At 49.9% G+C, this 14,596-nt stretch carries 12 protein-coding genes; 9 read left to right on the forward strand and 3 right to left on the reverse strand.

The genetic code is table 11. The annotated features are described in order from the left end of the window. Positions 1 to 298: 298 nt before the first annotated feature. A complete protein-coding gene (locus tag CWE15_RS11290) occupies positions 299 to 1,219 on the forward strand; it encodes a LysR family transcriptional regulator (RefSeq protein WP_126758197.1) in 921 nt (306 codons plus the stop codon). Here CWE15_RS11290 and CWE15_RS11295 read toward each other — a convergent pair. Then, the gene (locus CWE15_RS11295; protein ID WP_126758198.1) at positions 1,216 to 1,755 is read right to left on the reverse strand and encodes a DUF924 family protein; all 540 of its coding nucleotides are present in this window, start codon (positions 1,753 to 1,755) and stop codon (positions 1,216 to 1,218) included. The genes CWE15_RS11290 and CWE15_RS11295 overlap by 4 nt on opposite strands. A 73-nt stretch (positions 1,756 to 1,828) precedes the next feature. On the opposite strand from CWE15_RS11295, the gene CWE15_RS11300 reads away from it, so the two are divergent. Beyond that, positions 1,829 to 2,890 carry an FUSC family protein gene (locus CWE15_RS11300; protein ID WP_126758199.1) on the forward strand — a complete coding sequence of 354 codons (1,062 nt, stop codon included), beginning with the start codon at positions 1,829 to 1,831 and terminating at the stop codon, positions 2,888 to 2,890. Here CWE15_RS11300 and chrA read toward each other — a convergent pair. Then, positions 2,876 to 4,081 (reverse strand): chromate efflux transporter, encoded by a 1,206-nt coding sequence (gene chrA, locus CWE15_RS11305; RefSeq protein ID WP_198675024.1) that lies wholly within the window; start codon positions 4,079 to 4,081, stop codon positions 2,876 to 2,878. The genes CWE15_RS11300 and chrA overlap by 15 nt on opposite strands. Before the next feature lie 184 nt (positions 4,082 to 4,265). Between chrA and ggt the strand changes: the two genes are divergently transcribed. The 7 genes from ggt to CWE15_RS11340 all read left to right on the forward strand — a co-directional run bounded on the left by ggt (position 4,266) and on the right by CWE15_RS11340 (position 13,374). After that, positions 4,266 to 5,945, forward strand: a complete 1,680-nt coding sequence (ggt, locus tag CWE15_RS11310; RefSeq protein WP_126758201.1) for a gamma-glutamyltransferase — start codon at positions 4,266 to 4,268, stop codon at positions 5,943 to 5,945. 5 nt (positions 5,946 to 5,950) lie between these two features. Beyond that, the gene (gene bufA1, locus CWE15_RS11315) at positions 5,951 to 6,118 is read left to right on the forward strand and encodes a BufA1 family periplasmic bufferin-type metallophore (RefSeq protein ID WP_198675025.1); all 168 of its coding nucleotides are present in this window, start codon (positions 5,951 to 5,953) and stop codon (positions 6,116 to 6,118) included. Then, positions 6,042 to 6,275 (forward strand): hypothetical protein, encoded by a 234-nt coding sequence (locus CWE15_RS11320; RefSeq protein WP_198675026.1) that lies wholly within the window; start codon positions 6,042 to 6,044, stop codon positions 6,273 to 6,275. Before bufA1 ends, CWE15_RS11320 begins: the two co-directional genes overlap by 77 nt. A gap of 67 nt (positions 6,276 to 6,342) precedes the next feature. Then, positions 6,343 to 7,338: an ArsJ-associated glyceraldehyde-3-phosphate dehydrogenase gene (locus tag CWE15_RS11325; RefSeq protein WP_126758203.1), complete on the forward strand. Its 996-nt coding sequence runs from the start codon at positions 6,343 to 6,345 to the stop codon at positions 7,336 to 7,338. Continuing rightward, positions 7,339 to 8,580: an organoarsenical effux MFS transporter ArsJ gene (arsJ, locus tag CWE15_RS11330; protein WP_126758204.1), complete on the forward strand. Its 1,242-nt coding sequence runs from the start codon at positions 7,339 to 7,341 to the stop codon at positions 8,578 to 8,580. 73 nt (positions 8,581 to 8,653) lie between these two features. After that, positions 8,654 to 10,729: a S9 family peptidase gene (locus CWE15_RS11335; protein ID WP_241971901.1), complete on the forward strand. Its 2,076-nt coding sequence runs from the start codon at positions 8,654 to 8,656 to the stop codon at positions 10,727 to 10,729. A 179-nt stretch (positions 10,730 to 10,908) separates the two neighbouring features. Then, on the forward strand, positions 10,909 to 13,374 hold the full coding sequence (locus CWE15_RS11340; protein WP_126758205.1) for a bacteriohemerythrin: 2,466 nt from the start codon (positions 10,909 to 10,911) through the stop codon (positions 13,372 to 13,374). A gap of 1 nt (position 13,375) precedes the next feature. Here CWE15_RS11340 and CWE15_RS11345 read toward each other — a convergent pair whose 3' ends face one another. Continuing rightward, positions 13,376 to 14,113 (reverse strand): endonuclease/exonuclease/phosphatase family protein, encoded by a 738-nt coding sequence (locus CWE15_RS11345; protein ID WP_241971902.1) that lies wholly within the window; start codon positions 14,111 to 14,113, stop codon positions 13,376 to 13,378. Positions 14,114 to 14,596 lie beyond the last annotated feature (483 nt).

Here is a 14,596-nt window from a genome sequence, read left to right on the forward strand (position 1 = left end):
TGCGCCCATGTTGTTTTTATTTTTACAGCAAAAAACTGATACTGGCGTTAGTTTTATATATGACCGGATGAAACACAAGCGAATTTTGTGTGCTTTTTGGTCGAGTGTTAAATTTATGATGTCAGTAAAAAGAGGCAACCCCCGTGCCAGTAAGGTTTGCACGGCGGCTTAGAAAATGAAAGTAAAGACATCCGATGAGCTATATGAAGGGTGTTAACATGGATTCCTATTGGCGATATATGAAAAATGGAATAGCATGGTTGCTTATACATGGGCCGTTCATGGGGAAAAGGAAAAAATGAAAAAACTACCCGACTTTGAAGCATGGGCCATGTTTGCTGCGGTCACGCGAGAGGGCTCTTTTGCTAAAGCGGCGGCTGCTTTGGGGGTCTCCCAGGCTACTGTGTCGAAGGCCATTACTCGCTTAGAACAGCGCATAAAAACCACTTTATTCCACCGCACTTCGCGGCACATTACCTTAACGGAAAGTGGTTACTCCGTGCTGGATGAGGTAAACGACCTGGTCAACCTGGGCGACTTGGTTGAAGAAAAAATGAGTGAACAGGCCTCGGCCATGCGTGGGTTAATTCGCATTTCTTCGCCTATGTCCTTTGGCTTGAATTACTTAGCGCCGCTTTTGCCCAGCTTCATGCAGCAACACCCAGACGTGGAGCTCGACGTAAAATTCGACGACCGGCAAGTCGACTTGGTGGCTGAAGGGTTCGACTTGTCGCTGCGTATTTCCGACTTGGTAGACTCCACGTTATTGGCCCAACGGTTATGCACCACGCGGCTGCAGCTGGTGGGTGCTCCAAGTTACTTTGCTAAACATGGAAAGCCCACTCACCCGAGTGAACTAGACCAGCATAAAGCATTGCTGTACGCCTACGACAACCGTGGCGCACACTGGCGTTTTCACCACGAACAGTATGGGGACTATAGCCAAGCGCTGCCAAGCAGTTGTTTGCGAGTGAACAATGGCGACGCATTGCTGCCGGTGTTAAAACAGGGCGGTGGGGTGGCCGTAATGCCCGACTTCTTAACCTGGGAAGCTCTGCGCGAAGGGGAGCTGGTGGAGGTGATGCCTGAATGGACTCTCGCGCCTTTGGGCTTATTTATTGTGACGCCCCCGAGCCGGCTGCGTCCTGTCAGGGTCGACCGCTTCATACAGTACTTAAAAGAACATTTAAGCACAGCACCTTGGCGGCAAGAAACTTAAAAAGACGAGTTTGGCTCGGTTAAAAACGCCACTTCTTCTGGAGTTGATGCTCGGCCTAAAATGTCGTTTCTATGGGGGTAACGACCAAAGCGGTCGACAATTACTTTATGCCTAATTTCAAAGCCATAGGTTTCTTCGTCTGTGTACTGCTTAAATAGCTGCTCGGCTTGCTCGTGAATGAGCTTCGACTCGCTGTGCATGTAGGGCATCAGCAAAAACTTTCGCTCATCTAGCTCAGTTAATGCCTGTAGTGCGCCTGCTGCTACCGCTTCTTGGGCTAAGGCAAGCGCCATGGGGTCTTGCGCAAAGGCCGCAGGGGTGTCGCGGTAAATATTGCGTGAGAACTGGTCTAGAATAATAATTTCAGCCAAGCGCCCCTGGGCACTGGCTCGCCAGGTGTAAAATTCGCCCGCCGCGGCCTGCTTAAGCGTTTCTGCAAAGCGCGTCGTGAGTGTTTGGTCGAAGTCAGAACACTTCGTAAAAAACTGTGAGCTGCCGGCCTCGTTAAAGCAAAAATCAAGAATAGACGTATACACACAGGCTCCTGTTTTATAGAGTAAAGAAGAACACGGTTAACATAGCACACATCAATGCGGGAAAGGAAAAGCTATGCGTATAGCCTTGTGGCAGCATCTTAAACCTCTCATTGCTTTAAATGATCATAAACGCCCTTGGGGTGGGCATATTACTGTGGCCTTGTCGGTGGGAACTCCCTTGCTGGTGGGGGTGTGGCTGAACCACTTTATTCTGGGCATTGTGGTGAGTTTAGGTGGGCTTTCCAGTATTTATTTGCGGCAAACACCCTTAGCGCACCGCATGGTGACCATGGCCCTGGTGGGCTTTGGTTTTTGTGTCAGCTTTACAGTAAGTTCCTTGGCGGGGTTTCACCCCGTTATGATGACAATAGCCATTGGCTTGGTGGCTTTTGCGGCCACTTTTATTTCGCGGTATTTCACCATGCCGCCGCCCGGCAGCTTCTTTTTTATTATGGTGGCCTGCGTTGCCAGCGCCATGCCCTACGACTTAGCAGCATTGCCACAGCGTATTGGTTTAATATTTTTCGGCTGCATGCTAGCAAGTACCTTAGTGCTGGGTTATAGCTGGGTGCAGTTTATGACCAACAGTACTAAGGGCATTCACCCGGGCGAACCGACGGAGCCGCGGGTAGTGGCTATTTTCTTGGAAGCGGGAACCATTGCTTTTTTTATTGCCGCCAGCTATCTGTTGGCTATTGGGCTTGGCTTTGATCGGCCTTACTGGGCCCCTATTTCTTGCTTGGCGGTTATTCAAGGGGCTAGCTTCCGTGCAGTGTGGCACCGTAATATTCACCGCATTGTCGGCACTGCCCTGGGTTTATGTTTAGCTTGGCTTATTTTTTCCCTTGAGCCCAACCTGTGGGCTTTGGCGCTGTTGGTTATGTCACTTAGCTTTATCGCTGAAATATTGATCACTCGGAATTATGGTTTTGCGGTGATCTTTGTCACGCCGCTTTCCATTATTTTTGCTGAAGCAAGCCAAGCAGTGCACGACATTAACAGCGTTATTTACCTGCGTATGGTCGATGTAATATTGGGAAGCATGGTGGGGTATTTTGGGGGCTGGCTACTGCATAAAAAGCAGTTTTATGCGCGTTTAGAACAAGCTATTTTGGCCCGTTTAAAGAAAACTTAGCAGCACCCCAATAAGTGGACTTATAAGCACTACACACCAAGGCGGAACGCGCCAATACATAAGTGCGAAAAGGAATAGGGCAGCAAAACCCACATCGGCCAGCGAATGAATGGCGCTGGTTAATACAGGTTGAAAGAATGCTGCTAACAGTAACCCCACTACGGCTGCGTTAATGCCGACCAGTGCCGCCTGCATGGACCTCTGCTGGCGTAGGTGCTGCCAAAAAGGCAGCGCAGCAAAGACCAATAGGAAAGAAGGCAGAAAAATAGCTAAAAGCGCAACGGTACCGCCAAGCCAACCCGTGGGGCCTGTAAGTAAGGAGGCCCCTAAAAAAGCCGCAAAGGTAAACAGGGGGCCAGGCACAGCTTGGGTAACGCCATAGCCTGCAATAAAACTGTCGTGAGATACCCAGCCCGTTGCCACCACTTCAGCTTGCAGCAGTGGTAACACAACGTGACCCCCACCAAAAACCAAGGCGCCCGCGCGGTAAAACGCGTCTATTATGGTAAGGCTTGCGTAGCCTGTAGTAGAGGCGAAAAAGGGAAGCGAGAGCAGCAAAAAGGCAAAGATAGAAAACCACAGAACCCCCGCACGACGGCGCATGGGAATGTGGAAGCACTCTGCCTGGGTAACGGCAACCGCCTTCGACTGAAAGCACAGCCAACCAATCACAGCAGCAGCGGCAATGACAGTTACTTGGCCTAAGGCCGTGGGTATAAAAAACATGCACAAAGCGGCGGCGAGCATGAGGAAAACACGGGGAAGGTCGGGGCAGAGTGTTCGCGCCATTCCTAACAGTGCTTGAGCAACCACGGCTACGGCAACCAACTTGAAGGCATGCAGGGTAGAAGCAGAAAGCGTGTCGCCGAAGTGTTGCAAGCTTAAAGCGATAGCAATAAGGGCAACAGCCGAAGGCACAGTAAAACCTAACCAGGCGGCAAGAGCGCCCCGGTAGCCGGCTCGCGTGTAGCCAATGGCAATACCCACCTGGCTGCTAGCAGGCCCAGGTAAAAACTGACACAAAGCAACCAAGTCAGCATAACTTTGCTCGGACAACCAAGCACGCTGACTTACAAAAGCATGGCGAAAATAGCCCAAGTGGGCTACCGGGCCGCCAAAGGAAGTGAAGCCGAGTTTAAGAAACGCCCAGAAAACGGACCAAACTGCATGTTTGTGGGTATTTTGACTCACCGAGATATAAACCTGCTTTATGTGAACGAGGCCAAAGAAAATAAGCTGCCTTGCCAGTCAAAGCAACGAACCGACTATAATTGAATAAGGGAAGGCTTTCTATTAAACCTTGGTTACGAAAAAAACAGCCTTGTAATTCAAAGTCTGAAGCGTTAGAAAGGGCCCAATACTTTAGGAGAACATTATGTTGTATCGCATTATTTTGAGTTTATTTTTCGCTGTCAGTTTGGCAGCATGCTCTACGGCTGAGCAGCCAAGCCGCACCACTCAGGCTACCGGAGCGGTAGCCTCGCCAGACATCTATGGTGCCACGGTTGCCGAACAGGTACTTAAAAAGGGTGGAAATGCTGTGGACGCAGCTATTGCTACGGCCTTCACCTTAGCGGTGACCTATCCAGAGGCCGGAAATATTGGCGGCGGTGGCTTTATGACCATTTGGTTTGAAGGGCAGCCGTATTTTTTAGACTACCGAGAAACAGCCCCGGCAGCAGCGCACCGCGACATGTACCTTGACGAGAACAACGAGGTGATTGAAGGCCTAAGCTTAGTAGGGGCAAAAGCTAGTGGTGTGCCCGGCACTGTGATGGGGCTGTGGGAAGCGCACCAAAAATTTGGCAGTTTGCCTTGGGAAGAACTTGTTGCGCCTGCCATTCACTATGCCGAAACAGGCTTTGAGGTTTCGGAAAAACAGTCTATTTATCGTGAAAATCTGTTCCAGAAGTTAGCTGAAAGCACCAACTTTATGGACTACTTCGGCCATATGGAAGCCAACACAACGCTGGTGCAGCAAGAGCTGGCAACTACACTCAGCCGAATTGCAGCGCAAGGCCCGAGTGACTTCTACGAAGGAGAAACAGCACAGCTACTTGTGGCGCAAATGGAGCGGGACAACGGCCTGATTACGTTAGAAGACTTAAGTAACTACCGCGCAGTCTGGCGAGAGCCTGTGGTCAGTGACTGGCAAGGTTACCAACTGGTTACAGCACCACCACCAAGCTCTGGGGGTATTGCCCTTGCTCAACTTCTTGGCTTGAAAGAACGGCTAGCCAACCACTTCGAAGGGGTGAGCTTAAATAGCCCAGAATACGTGCACTTAATAGCCGAAATAGAAAAGCGCGTGTTTGCTGATCGCGCCGACTACTTAGGTGACCCTGCCTTTACCACAGTGCCCCAAGCAGATCTGCTGGAAAGCAGTTACTTAGACAAGCGTGCGGCAGAAGTAAACACTCACTCAATTTCTGTCACTGAAAATGTAAAACCCGGCTTAGAAGGCTACCACACCACGCATTTCTCAATTTTAGACAAAGAAGGCAATGCCGTATCTAATACCTACACGCTGAACCTAAGCTACGGCAGTGGCGTGGTGGTAACAGGTGCCGGTTTTTTAATGAACAACGAAATGGATGACTTCTCGTCAAAAGCGGGTGTGCCAAACGCATTTGGCGTTGTGGGTAGCGACGCAAACGCCATTGCGCCTGGGAAACGCATGCTGTCGTCGATGGCGCCTACGGTATTGGTCAAAAACGGGCAGGTGGAGATGGTTATTGGGACGCCGGGCGGCTCGACTATTTTCACGTCCATTTTCCAAGTGATCAACAATGTGTACGACTTTAATATGCCCCTTGCAGACGCCGTGGCAGCCCCGCGCTTCCACCACCAACTGCTACCGAAAGACCAAATTACCATGGAGCCCTACGCACAGCTTGCACCCGACACACAGCAGGCGTTAACAGGTAAAGGCTACAACCTGCTCACCCAAGGCTGGAACTTAGGCGACATTCAAGCCATTAAAGTGTCTGGTGACAAGGTAGAGGCTGTGGCCGACCCCCGCGCACGCGGAGCAGCCAAGGTGTTTGAGTACTAAGGCTCGTGCTTTACGCTGTGGCCGTTACCGATGTAGCGAGCGCCGGAGAGTCGGCCACCCATGAGAAATGCTATGGGGTTGCCTTGAAGGGCAAGAATGACTGCAAAGCAGGCCCGGGCACATCCTGTGCGGGTACTTCTACGCGCGACTACCAAGGCGACGCATGTGTCTGAGCTGCACTTTACCTCTCATGTCGAGCGCCCTTTGGTGTTGAAAGAAAAAGTCGCATTGAAGTTTCATTTAATGATGTGCGCAGGGTGTTATAACTTTAATACACACATGCATGACTTACGCAAAGTAACGCGCACCTATGCTAAAGGAAGCGAGTGAGGCAGAGGACAAACCCTTAGCTGCTAGGTTAGAATGAAAGAAATTGAGCAGCATAAAAGGGTTACGTATGAAAGTAGGCATCAACGGTTTTGGGCGCATGGGTCGGTTAACCCTGCGCGCGCTTTTCGACAAACACAATGTGCAGGTACTGCGCATTAATGACCCCGCAGGTGACGCTACTACACTTGCCCATTTAATGAATTTCGACTCTGTTCACGGCCGTTGGCACCACGAAGCTATATGCGTTGAAGGGGCTATGCAGGTCAATGGGCAAACCATTCAGGTGACCCAGAATACTGCGTTGGAAGACACGGACTGGTCGGGCTGCGATGTGGTCATTGAAGCCTCGGGCAAAAATAAAACCAAAGCGGCCCTGCAAGCGTACTTAGACCAAGGCGTGAAACGTGTAGTGGTTACAGCGCCGGTTAAAGAAGCGGGCGTGCTGAATGTGGTTATGGGTGTGAACGACCACCTATATGACGCAGCGCAACACCCCATTGTAACAGCGGCTTCGTGCACCACGAACTGTTTAGCGCCCGTGGTAAAAGTGTTGCATGAAAAACTAGGCATAAAGCACGGCACCATCACCACCATTCACGACATTACCAACACCCAAACTATTTTGGATGCACCCCATAAAGACCTGCGCCGCGCTCGGGCGTGCGGCATTAGCTTAATTCCTACCACCACAGGCTCGGCAACCGCTATTACCCATATATTTCCGGAGCTTGCAGGCAAGCTGAACGGCCACGCTATTCGCGTGCCTGTGGCCAACGCCTCGATTACCGACTGCGTGTTTGAAGTGGCGCGGGCAACAACGGTAGACGAGGTGAATAAGTGGATGCAAGAAGCCGCAGCCGGTGAACTCGAAGGCATACTGGGCTATGAAGAGCGCCCATTGGTTTCGGTAGATTATAAAACCGATCCACGCTCAAGCATTGTCGACGCCCTGTCGACCATGGTGGTAAATGGCACCATGGTGAAGCTGTACCTGTGGTACGACAATGAATGGGGCTATGCAAACCGAACGGCCGAGCTTGTTGAGAAAGTAGGGCGTGCATAAATGGTGAATAATTTACCGCCAGCGGTGCGCCAGTATTTGGTGGTTACCGGGAATTATTGGGCGTTTACGTTAACCGACGGTGCCCTGCGCATGTTGGTGGTGCTGCATTTTCATACCTTAGGGTATTCTCCGTTACACATTGCCTTATTGTTTTTGTTTTATGAGCTGTTTGGGGTGGTCACCAACTTGGTCGGGGGCTGGCTAGGTGCGCGCATTGGCTTAAACCGCACCATGAACATAGGATTAGGGCTGCAGGTGTTAGCGCTTACTATGCTGCTAGTGCCTGCGGCTTGGCTTACAGTGATGTGGGTGATGGCCGCCCAGGCATTATCGGGAATTGCCAAAGACTTAAATAAAATGAGCGCTAAAAGCACCATAAAGCTTTTAGTACCAGCGGATGCTGAAAGCCGCTTATATTATTGGGTTGCGTTGTTAACAGGCTCTAAAAACGCCCTGAAAGGCGTGGGCTTTTTCCTGGGGGGCAGTTTATTAATGCTGCTCGGATTCACCGGGGCCATTGCCGCCATGGCCATGGCGTTGACCTTGGTGTGGTTATTCAGCTTGGTGATGCTGAAAAAAGATCTCGGCAAAGCCAAGCACAAACCTAAGTTCAGTGAGGTATTCTCGCAAAGCCAAGCGGTAAATATGCTTTCGGCAGCCCGGCTTTTTTTATTCGGCGCCCGCGACATTTGGTTTGTGGTTGCCTTACCCGTTTTCTTGTCTCAGTCCCTTGGTTGGAATTACAGCCAAACGGGCGGTTTTCTCGCTTTGTGGGTTATCGGCTACGGCTTTGTGCAAACCCTCGCGCCGAAAGTCACCGGCCATGGTGGCCGCAAGCTGCCCGACGGCAGCACAGCTACTTTCTGGGTGCTGCTGCTCACAGTGCTCCCAGCCGGTATTGCTATTGGCTTAATGCTTCAGTTAGACCCCGCCTGGGTGCTCATAAGCGGACTGCTGGTGTTTGGGGCGGTATTTGCCATTAACTCTTCGCTGCATAGTTACTTAATAGTGCACTACGCCAACCACGAAGGTGTGTCCATGGACGTGGGTTTTTACTATATGTCCAATGCCATGGGGCGTTTATGCGGCACCTTGCTTTCAGGCGCCGTGTTTCAATGGGCCGGGCAAGGAACAGCAGGCTTGCAAGCCTGCTTGTGGATGTCGGCGGCGCTTTTATTTGTGGCTTTTATACTGTCGACAAAGTTGCCAAAGGAACAGCATCACTCATCGCAATTAACCTAAACCTAGTCCGATCACAGCTTACAAAGCCCATGGGTTATATTAGGCTGAAAGAAAACACTACGGGAGTCAGTACATGTTAAAACGCGTTTTCACCCTCACTTTGGTGGGAAGTATGTTGGCGGCGCCGGCCTTGGCGTGGCAAGAGCCAACACCGTCTGCTATTACCTCTACGAAGTTTGTTTCAGAGGACATTTTCGACCTGGAGTTTGCCAGCAACCCGGAAATTTCGCCGAATGGTCAGTGGGTGGTGTATACCCGTAACAGCTTCGATATTATGCACGACAACACCAAGCGGAGTTTGTGGCTGCTAAATACCAAAACAGGGGAGCACACGCCCTTGTTTGCGGACCAAGCAAGCTACGGCAATGCTACCTGGTCGCCAGACAGTAGCCGCTTGGCCTTTACTTCAAACCGAGACGGTAAAAACCAAATTCATGTGCACTACTTAGCACAAAATAGAACGGCAGCGGTTACCTCGGTAACCAGCAGCCCACGTGAATTAAGCTGGTCTCACGACGGCAAGCACATTGCCTTTATGATGAATGTGCCAGCAGCGAAAACCCCGTTTGCAGCCGCAGTATATACACCAAGTAAGCCGGCCGGTGCGGAATGGGCTCCGAAAGCGAATATTGTAGAGCGTACCTATTATCAACGCGATGGCGCTGGCATCTTGGCCGACGAATACGCTCAGGTGTTTGTGGTGCCAAGCGAAGGCGGGACAGCGCGTCAGTTAACTGAGGGGGCGTTTAGTCACAACGGCCCCTTGGTATGGCTTGCAGACAACCAGTCGCTGGTATTTAGCGGCAACCGCAGCGAAGACTGGGAATACCAAACTTCGGAAGCAGACCTTTGGCAGGTAGACGTGAACACCACAGCGCTTACCCAGCTAACAGACTTGCCTGGCCGTGAATACTCAGCAACGCTTTCCCACAATGGTCGCCAGTTGGCGTTCTTATACCGCACCGACGCAAAAGTGCCGTACCAAAATACCAAGCTACGTATTTTAGACTTACGCACCCAGGAGCAAAAAGAGCTGCTCAGCGACTTTGACCGTTCAGTGGAAAACCCGCAGTGGATAAACAACCGCAGCCTAGCCATTCAGTATGAAGACCGTGGCTTAGTAAAACTGGCGGAAGTAAGCACACGCAACCGTTTAAAAACGGGCGTTGAAGACCTAGGTGGGGTGTATGTTAGCCGCCCATATACCAGTGGCTCGTACTCGCTGGCGCGCGACACAGGGCAAGTAGCGTATACGCAAGCAAGCTCGTACCGACCAGCCGATGTGGCCATTCTTAGCTCGGTCACAAGCACCCGCCCAGAAACCTTAACGCAGTTGAACGAAGACGTGTTAAGTCAGCGTGAACTGGGGCAAGTGCATGAAATAACCTACACTTCCAACTACGACGACACGGAAGTACATGGTTGGTACATTACGCCGCCTAACTTCGACCCAACGAAGAAATACCCACTGATGCTAGAAATACACGGTGGCCCACACTTAGCTTACAGCGCCATGTTCGCAGCTGAACACCAAAGATATGCGGCGGAAGGCTATGTGGTGTTCTACAACAACTACCGCGGAAGCACCAGCTACGGCGCCGAGCATGCCATGAAACTTGACGGCTTTTATTCTTCCGAGCGTGACTTTGGCGACCATATGGGCGGTATAGACGCACTGATAGAAAAAGGCTTTGTCGACGAGCAAAACCTGTTTATTGCTGGCGGATCAGCCGGTGGTATTGCCACCACCTATGCTGTGGGCTTAACCGACCGCTTTAATGCAGCAGCGGCCACCAACCCAGTAATTAACTGGATTAGTAAAACCCTCACGGCCGACAGCTACTTAGGGCAAATTGCCAACCAGTTCCCAGGCATGCCATGGGAGCACTACGAGCATTACTGGAAGCGTTCGTCTTTGTCGCTGGTCGGCAATGTCACAACACCAGTTATGCTGTTTAGTGGTGAACAAGACAGACGCGTACCTATGTCGGAAATTGAGCAGTTCTACCAAGCCCTGCAGTTGCAAAAAGTAGACACGGCCATGGTGCGCGTGCCAGAAGCACCGCACGGTGTGACGTCGCGACCGTCGAACATGATTTCAAAAATAGAACACACGCTGGCATGGTTTAAGTTGTACATGAAAGACTAAGCCAGAAGCGTGCAGGTTAAAAAGGAAGGCCAAGTGCCTTCCTTTTTTATTGGTTGCGGCCTACCTATTTGTTAATACCTCTGGTGCTCTTACCTATCTCTATGTTGCCTTGATCTTCATCAACGGTTTTTCCAATAACAGCCGATAGGATGTGGGTATCTTTCTAATGAGTGCTAATAATGAAAATTTTAATGAGCATTTTAATGCCTATCTTATGGGTATTTAACCACCTTAGTTTTAGACGAAAGTTTCTTTTGGTTGGCGCACTGGTCATGATACCCACGTTCATTTTAAGTGTTCTGGTGGTGATGAACCCAGTGACGGTTCGTCAAGAAGCCCACATACAAGCAAGAGGCTTGGAGCACTTAAGCCCGTTACGGCAACTTATGGAGCTAGGTGCGCAACACCGAGGCCTTATGGTGACTGTGCTTTATGGCAATTCAAGAGTGACAGCTGAAATTCAAAGTTTACGGGTAAGCATTCGGCAGCAATTGCAGCAACTTCAGCAACAAAGTGAACAAACAGAGTATAGGTTATTAGCACAGGCGGAGTGGCAGAAGCTGCATACACAATGGCAACAGCTTGAACAAGAGCGCGAAGGGGCAGAGTCATTTTATCAGCACACGCAGTGGCTTTCAGAGGTGCGAGACTTACAGCGAGTTGTGGCGGAACGAAGTGGATTGGTTGCATCTGAAAGCTTGCAGACTATTTATCTGATGCGGTTAATAACAGGAGAGCTTTCATTACTAGCAGACGTAATAGGTCAAGTACGTGGGTTAGGCTCTGCGTTGTTAAGGCAGCAGCAGGCCGGAAAGCCAACAGTTCATGAACAGCGTGAGCGCCTACTGCGTTTAAATGATAGTTTAAATAGACAGGTGACGAGCGTTCGCGACAGTCTGCGTGTGCTGAACATAGTTGCTCCAGACGCTAACTTGTCAGGCTTAGCTGAGCGGTTTGAAGAATACTTGCGGCCGTTTCAGAAGAATGTAAACGACACGTTTGTACAGGAGGCAAGGACTCCCACTGCGCAGGTGTTTTTTCAGCAGGGTACGGCCGTTGTTGACCAAGTATTTCCAGTATATGACTACGCACTGGATAGGGTGAATAGCTACGTTCAAAGCCGTATGCGCAATGCAAGGTCACTGTTATGGAGTACTGGAATTTTAGTGGCTTCCGTTTTTCTGTTGCTGCTCATGAGCTTTAGTGCGCTGTATTTAGGCATTCGTAAAAATGTCGACACAATAACGCAGGCCGCTCGGCAATTGGCAACGGGTAATTTGAATGAAGTAGTAACTATTCAAAGCGTGGATGAATTTGCCACCATTGCTGATTATTTTAATGAAGCCGTGGTAGAAACAGGCTATTCCGTTGAAGCCATTCGATCTAGTAGTGCTGGCTTTGAAAAGCTTGGCAATGAGAACTATCAAGCCATCACTGAAGTTGCCAAGCAAACCGGTGAGCAGCGGCGCGAGCTAGATCAAGCGGCGGCGTCTATGGAGCAAATGAGTACAGCCGTTGCAGACATTGCACGCTCAAGTCAGTTAGCAGCAGACGAAACTCAGCGTGCCTTGCAAGCTGCAAGTTTAGGTGAAAACAAAGTAGGGCAAGTCGCGGTCGATATAGACGGACTTGCGACAGAAGTTGCAAACGCGCAGCAGGCAATAGAAATAATAGAAGAAGACAGCAAAGCGATTGTACTTATTTTAGACACAATACATAGCATAACCGAGCAAACAAACTTATTAGCGTTAAATGCAGCTATAGAAGCAGCGCGGGCAGGCGAGTCTGGGCGTGGGTTTGCTGTGGTTGCTAACGAAGTGCGTGAGCTTGCTCAGCGGGTGCAGGGTTCAACCCATGAAATAGAGGCCGTGGTCAGTAAGCTCAATAAAAGTATTCATGGTGCGTCTGAACTTATGGAGCACAGCAATCAGCTAGCACGAGAAACCGTAACAGACGCTGAAGATGCCGCAGGCTCCTTAACAAAAATACTCAACAATGTGTCTGAAATAAGCTCACTGAATACGCAAATAGCGACAGCTGCAGAAGAACAGAGCCAAGTAACGGACACAGTCCAGATGAACATTTCATTACTCCTCGATAGTGCTTGTGAAATGGAAAGACAAGCAAAAGCGGCCCATGAAAGTTCAGCCATGCTAACAACCTTAGGTGGAGAGGTTCAGTCGCTGGTTGAGCGCTACTCGCTGGATCCTGACACGGTTGCTTCGCGCGCTGCAAAACAAACCAAGCTCATTGAATGGCAGCCTGAATTTGATGTAGGTGTGAAAGAGGTAAACAGGCAGCACCAACGGTTAATTTCCATTGCGAACGAGCTACACCGCCTGTCGCAGCGAGACGACAATGACTATGGGGTGAAACGAGTGATAGCCGCTCTTGCAAACTACACGCAAACACATTTTCGATATGAAGAGCTGCTGCTAGAGCGACACGGTTATGACGACTTAGAAGAGCACAAACGTAAGCACAAGGCATTAATAAACGATGTGCTGGAGTTTGGAAGGCGTGTGGACCGAGGTGAGCCTGTGGTAGACGAATTATTAGATTTTGTAAAAAATTGGCTGATTCATCATATTTTAAAAAGCGACATGGCCTACCGTGACCATCTCAATAGCCAAGGTGTTTTTTAAGCTACAGCGCAAAGCGTGCATAAATGGGGTTGTGGTCCGACACCGTGCTGGTGTCGATTGCTGTTGCCTCTTTTAGCCACAAGTCGCGGTAAAAAATGAAGTCCAACGGGTGCTGGCGGTAGGTTTTAATATGTTGCGGGTCGTTCATATATGCTTGGCGAAGCCCAACACTGTCGCAGAAAGCTTGAAGGTAATGGCGGCGCTGGCGGCTCCACACATTAAAGTCACCCGCCACAATTAATGGGCCGTTGTGATCGAGCAACTCGAACTTTAACAACTCCATTTCCCGTAAAAAATAGTTCGCACTGACAAAGTTAATAGCATGTACGTTGACCATTAATAGCGACTGGTCACCCTCAAGGGGATGGTACGAAAGCATGTGGCTTTTGAAGGTGGCTATCATGCCTTCGCGTTTGCGGGTAAGCCGTGGCTGCACGTCGGTAAAAGCCGCTTGGCTAGCGGTCAGCACACCAAACACCGACCGTTTGGTTTGCATGTTGGGAGCAATAGCGTAAGACCAGCTCGGAAAGTGGGTATTGCTATTAACGTTTAACTTGGCTTCTTGCAGCAATAAAAACAGGCTTGGATATTGTTGCAATAAACGCGCAAGCTCCATTTGAAAGGCAGCTGTTTGCGTGAGTTTTTGCGTATTCCAACAAAGTACGCCAAACTCTTCACCACGAATAATCGACTGCTGGTGAATAAGGCGCTTGGGCATAATGAGTTTGGGTTTTAACACAGCTGCACCTTAAAACCTTGGTTTGAGCCTCCGACACGAAGGCGTGCTACTACGAGAACCTAGTATACAATATTTAACCAAGTGCTTCGCCTTGGCTATAAAACCAGCTTTGCGGTCTTTCCAAGACAGCGTTTGAATGAGGCTCGATGCCACCACCGAAGGCTTATCCAGAAGTTACCCAAGCGGCCAATTAATGTTGCCGCTTTTATTTTTCTATAGGAAAGATTATGAAGATAATTTTAGTAGTATTGTCTTTTATATTCATTGTTGGTTGTAGCCAAACATCGACAGTTCCATATGCTGTGCGTGTTAATCCTGAATTCAGATAATAACCGCAACACTCATGTAATGGGATCGGTCGAAGGGAGGTCAGCTACCGACATGTGGTAGTCTTACTTTTCGACCAAAAAAAGTGAGTTCCAACATGAGTTATCGGCAGCTGACCGAGGGACAACGATACCAGATTTCGTTGCTTCTCTCAGA

The organism is Aliidiomarina taiwanensis, assembly GCF_003987015.1.
GTDB classification, from domain to species: Bacteria; Pseudomonadota; Gammaproteobacteria; order Enterobacterales; family Alteromonadaceae; genus Aliidiomarina; species Aliidiomarina taiwanensis.

What these genes read in the sequence shown, in the direction of transcription:
- CWE15_RS11290 (WP_126758197.1), top strand. Translation starts at nt 299, where the DNA reads ATGAAAAAACTACCCGACTTTGAAGCATGGGCCATGTTTGCTGCGGTC.
- CWE15_RS11325 (WP_126758203.1), top strand. Translation starts at nt 6,343, where the DNA reads ATGAAAGTAGGCATCAACGGTTTTGGGCGCATGGGTCGGTTAACCCTG.
- CWE15_RS11335 (WP_241971901.1), top strand. Translation starts at nt 8,654, where the DNA reads ATGTTAAAACGCGTTTTCACCCTCACTTTGGTGGGAAGTATGTTGGCG.
- CWE15_RS11320 (WP_198675026.1), top strand. Translation starts at nt 6,042, where the DNA reads ATGACTGCAAAGCAGGCCCGGGCACATCCTGTGCGGGTACTTCTACGC.
- arsJ (WP_126758204.1), top strand. Translation starts at nt 7,339, where the DNA reads ATGGTGAATAATTTACCGCCAGCGGTGCGCCAGTATTTGGTGGTTACC.
- CWE15_RS11300 (WP_126758199.1), top strand. Translation starts at nt 1,829, where the DNA reads ATGCGTATAGCCTTGTGGCAGCATCTTAAACCTCTCATTGCTTTAAAT.
- ggt (WP_126758201.1), top strand. Translation starts at nt 4,266, where the DNA reads ATGTTGTATCGCATTATTTTGAGTTTATTTTTCGCTGTCAGTTTGGCA.
- CWE15_RS11340 (WP_126758205.1), top strand. Translation starts at nt 10,909, where the DNA reads ATGAAAATTTTAATGAGCATTTTAATGCCTATCTTATGGGTATTTAAC.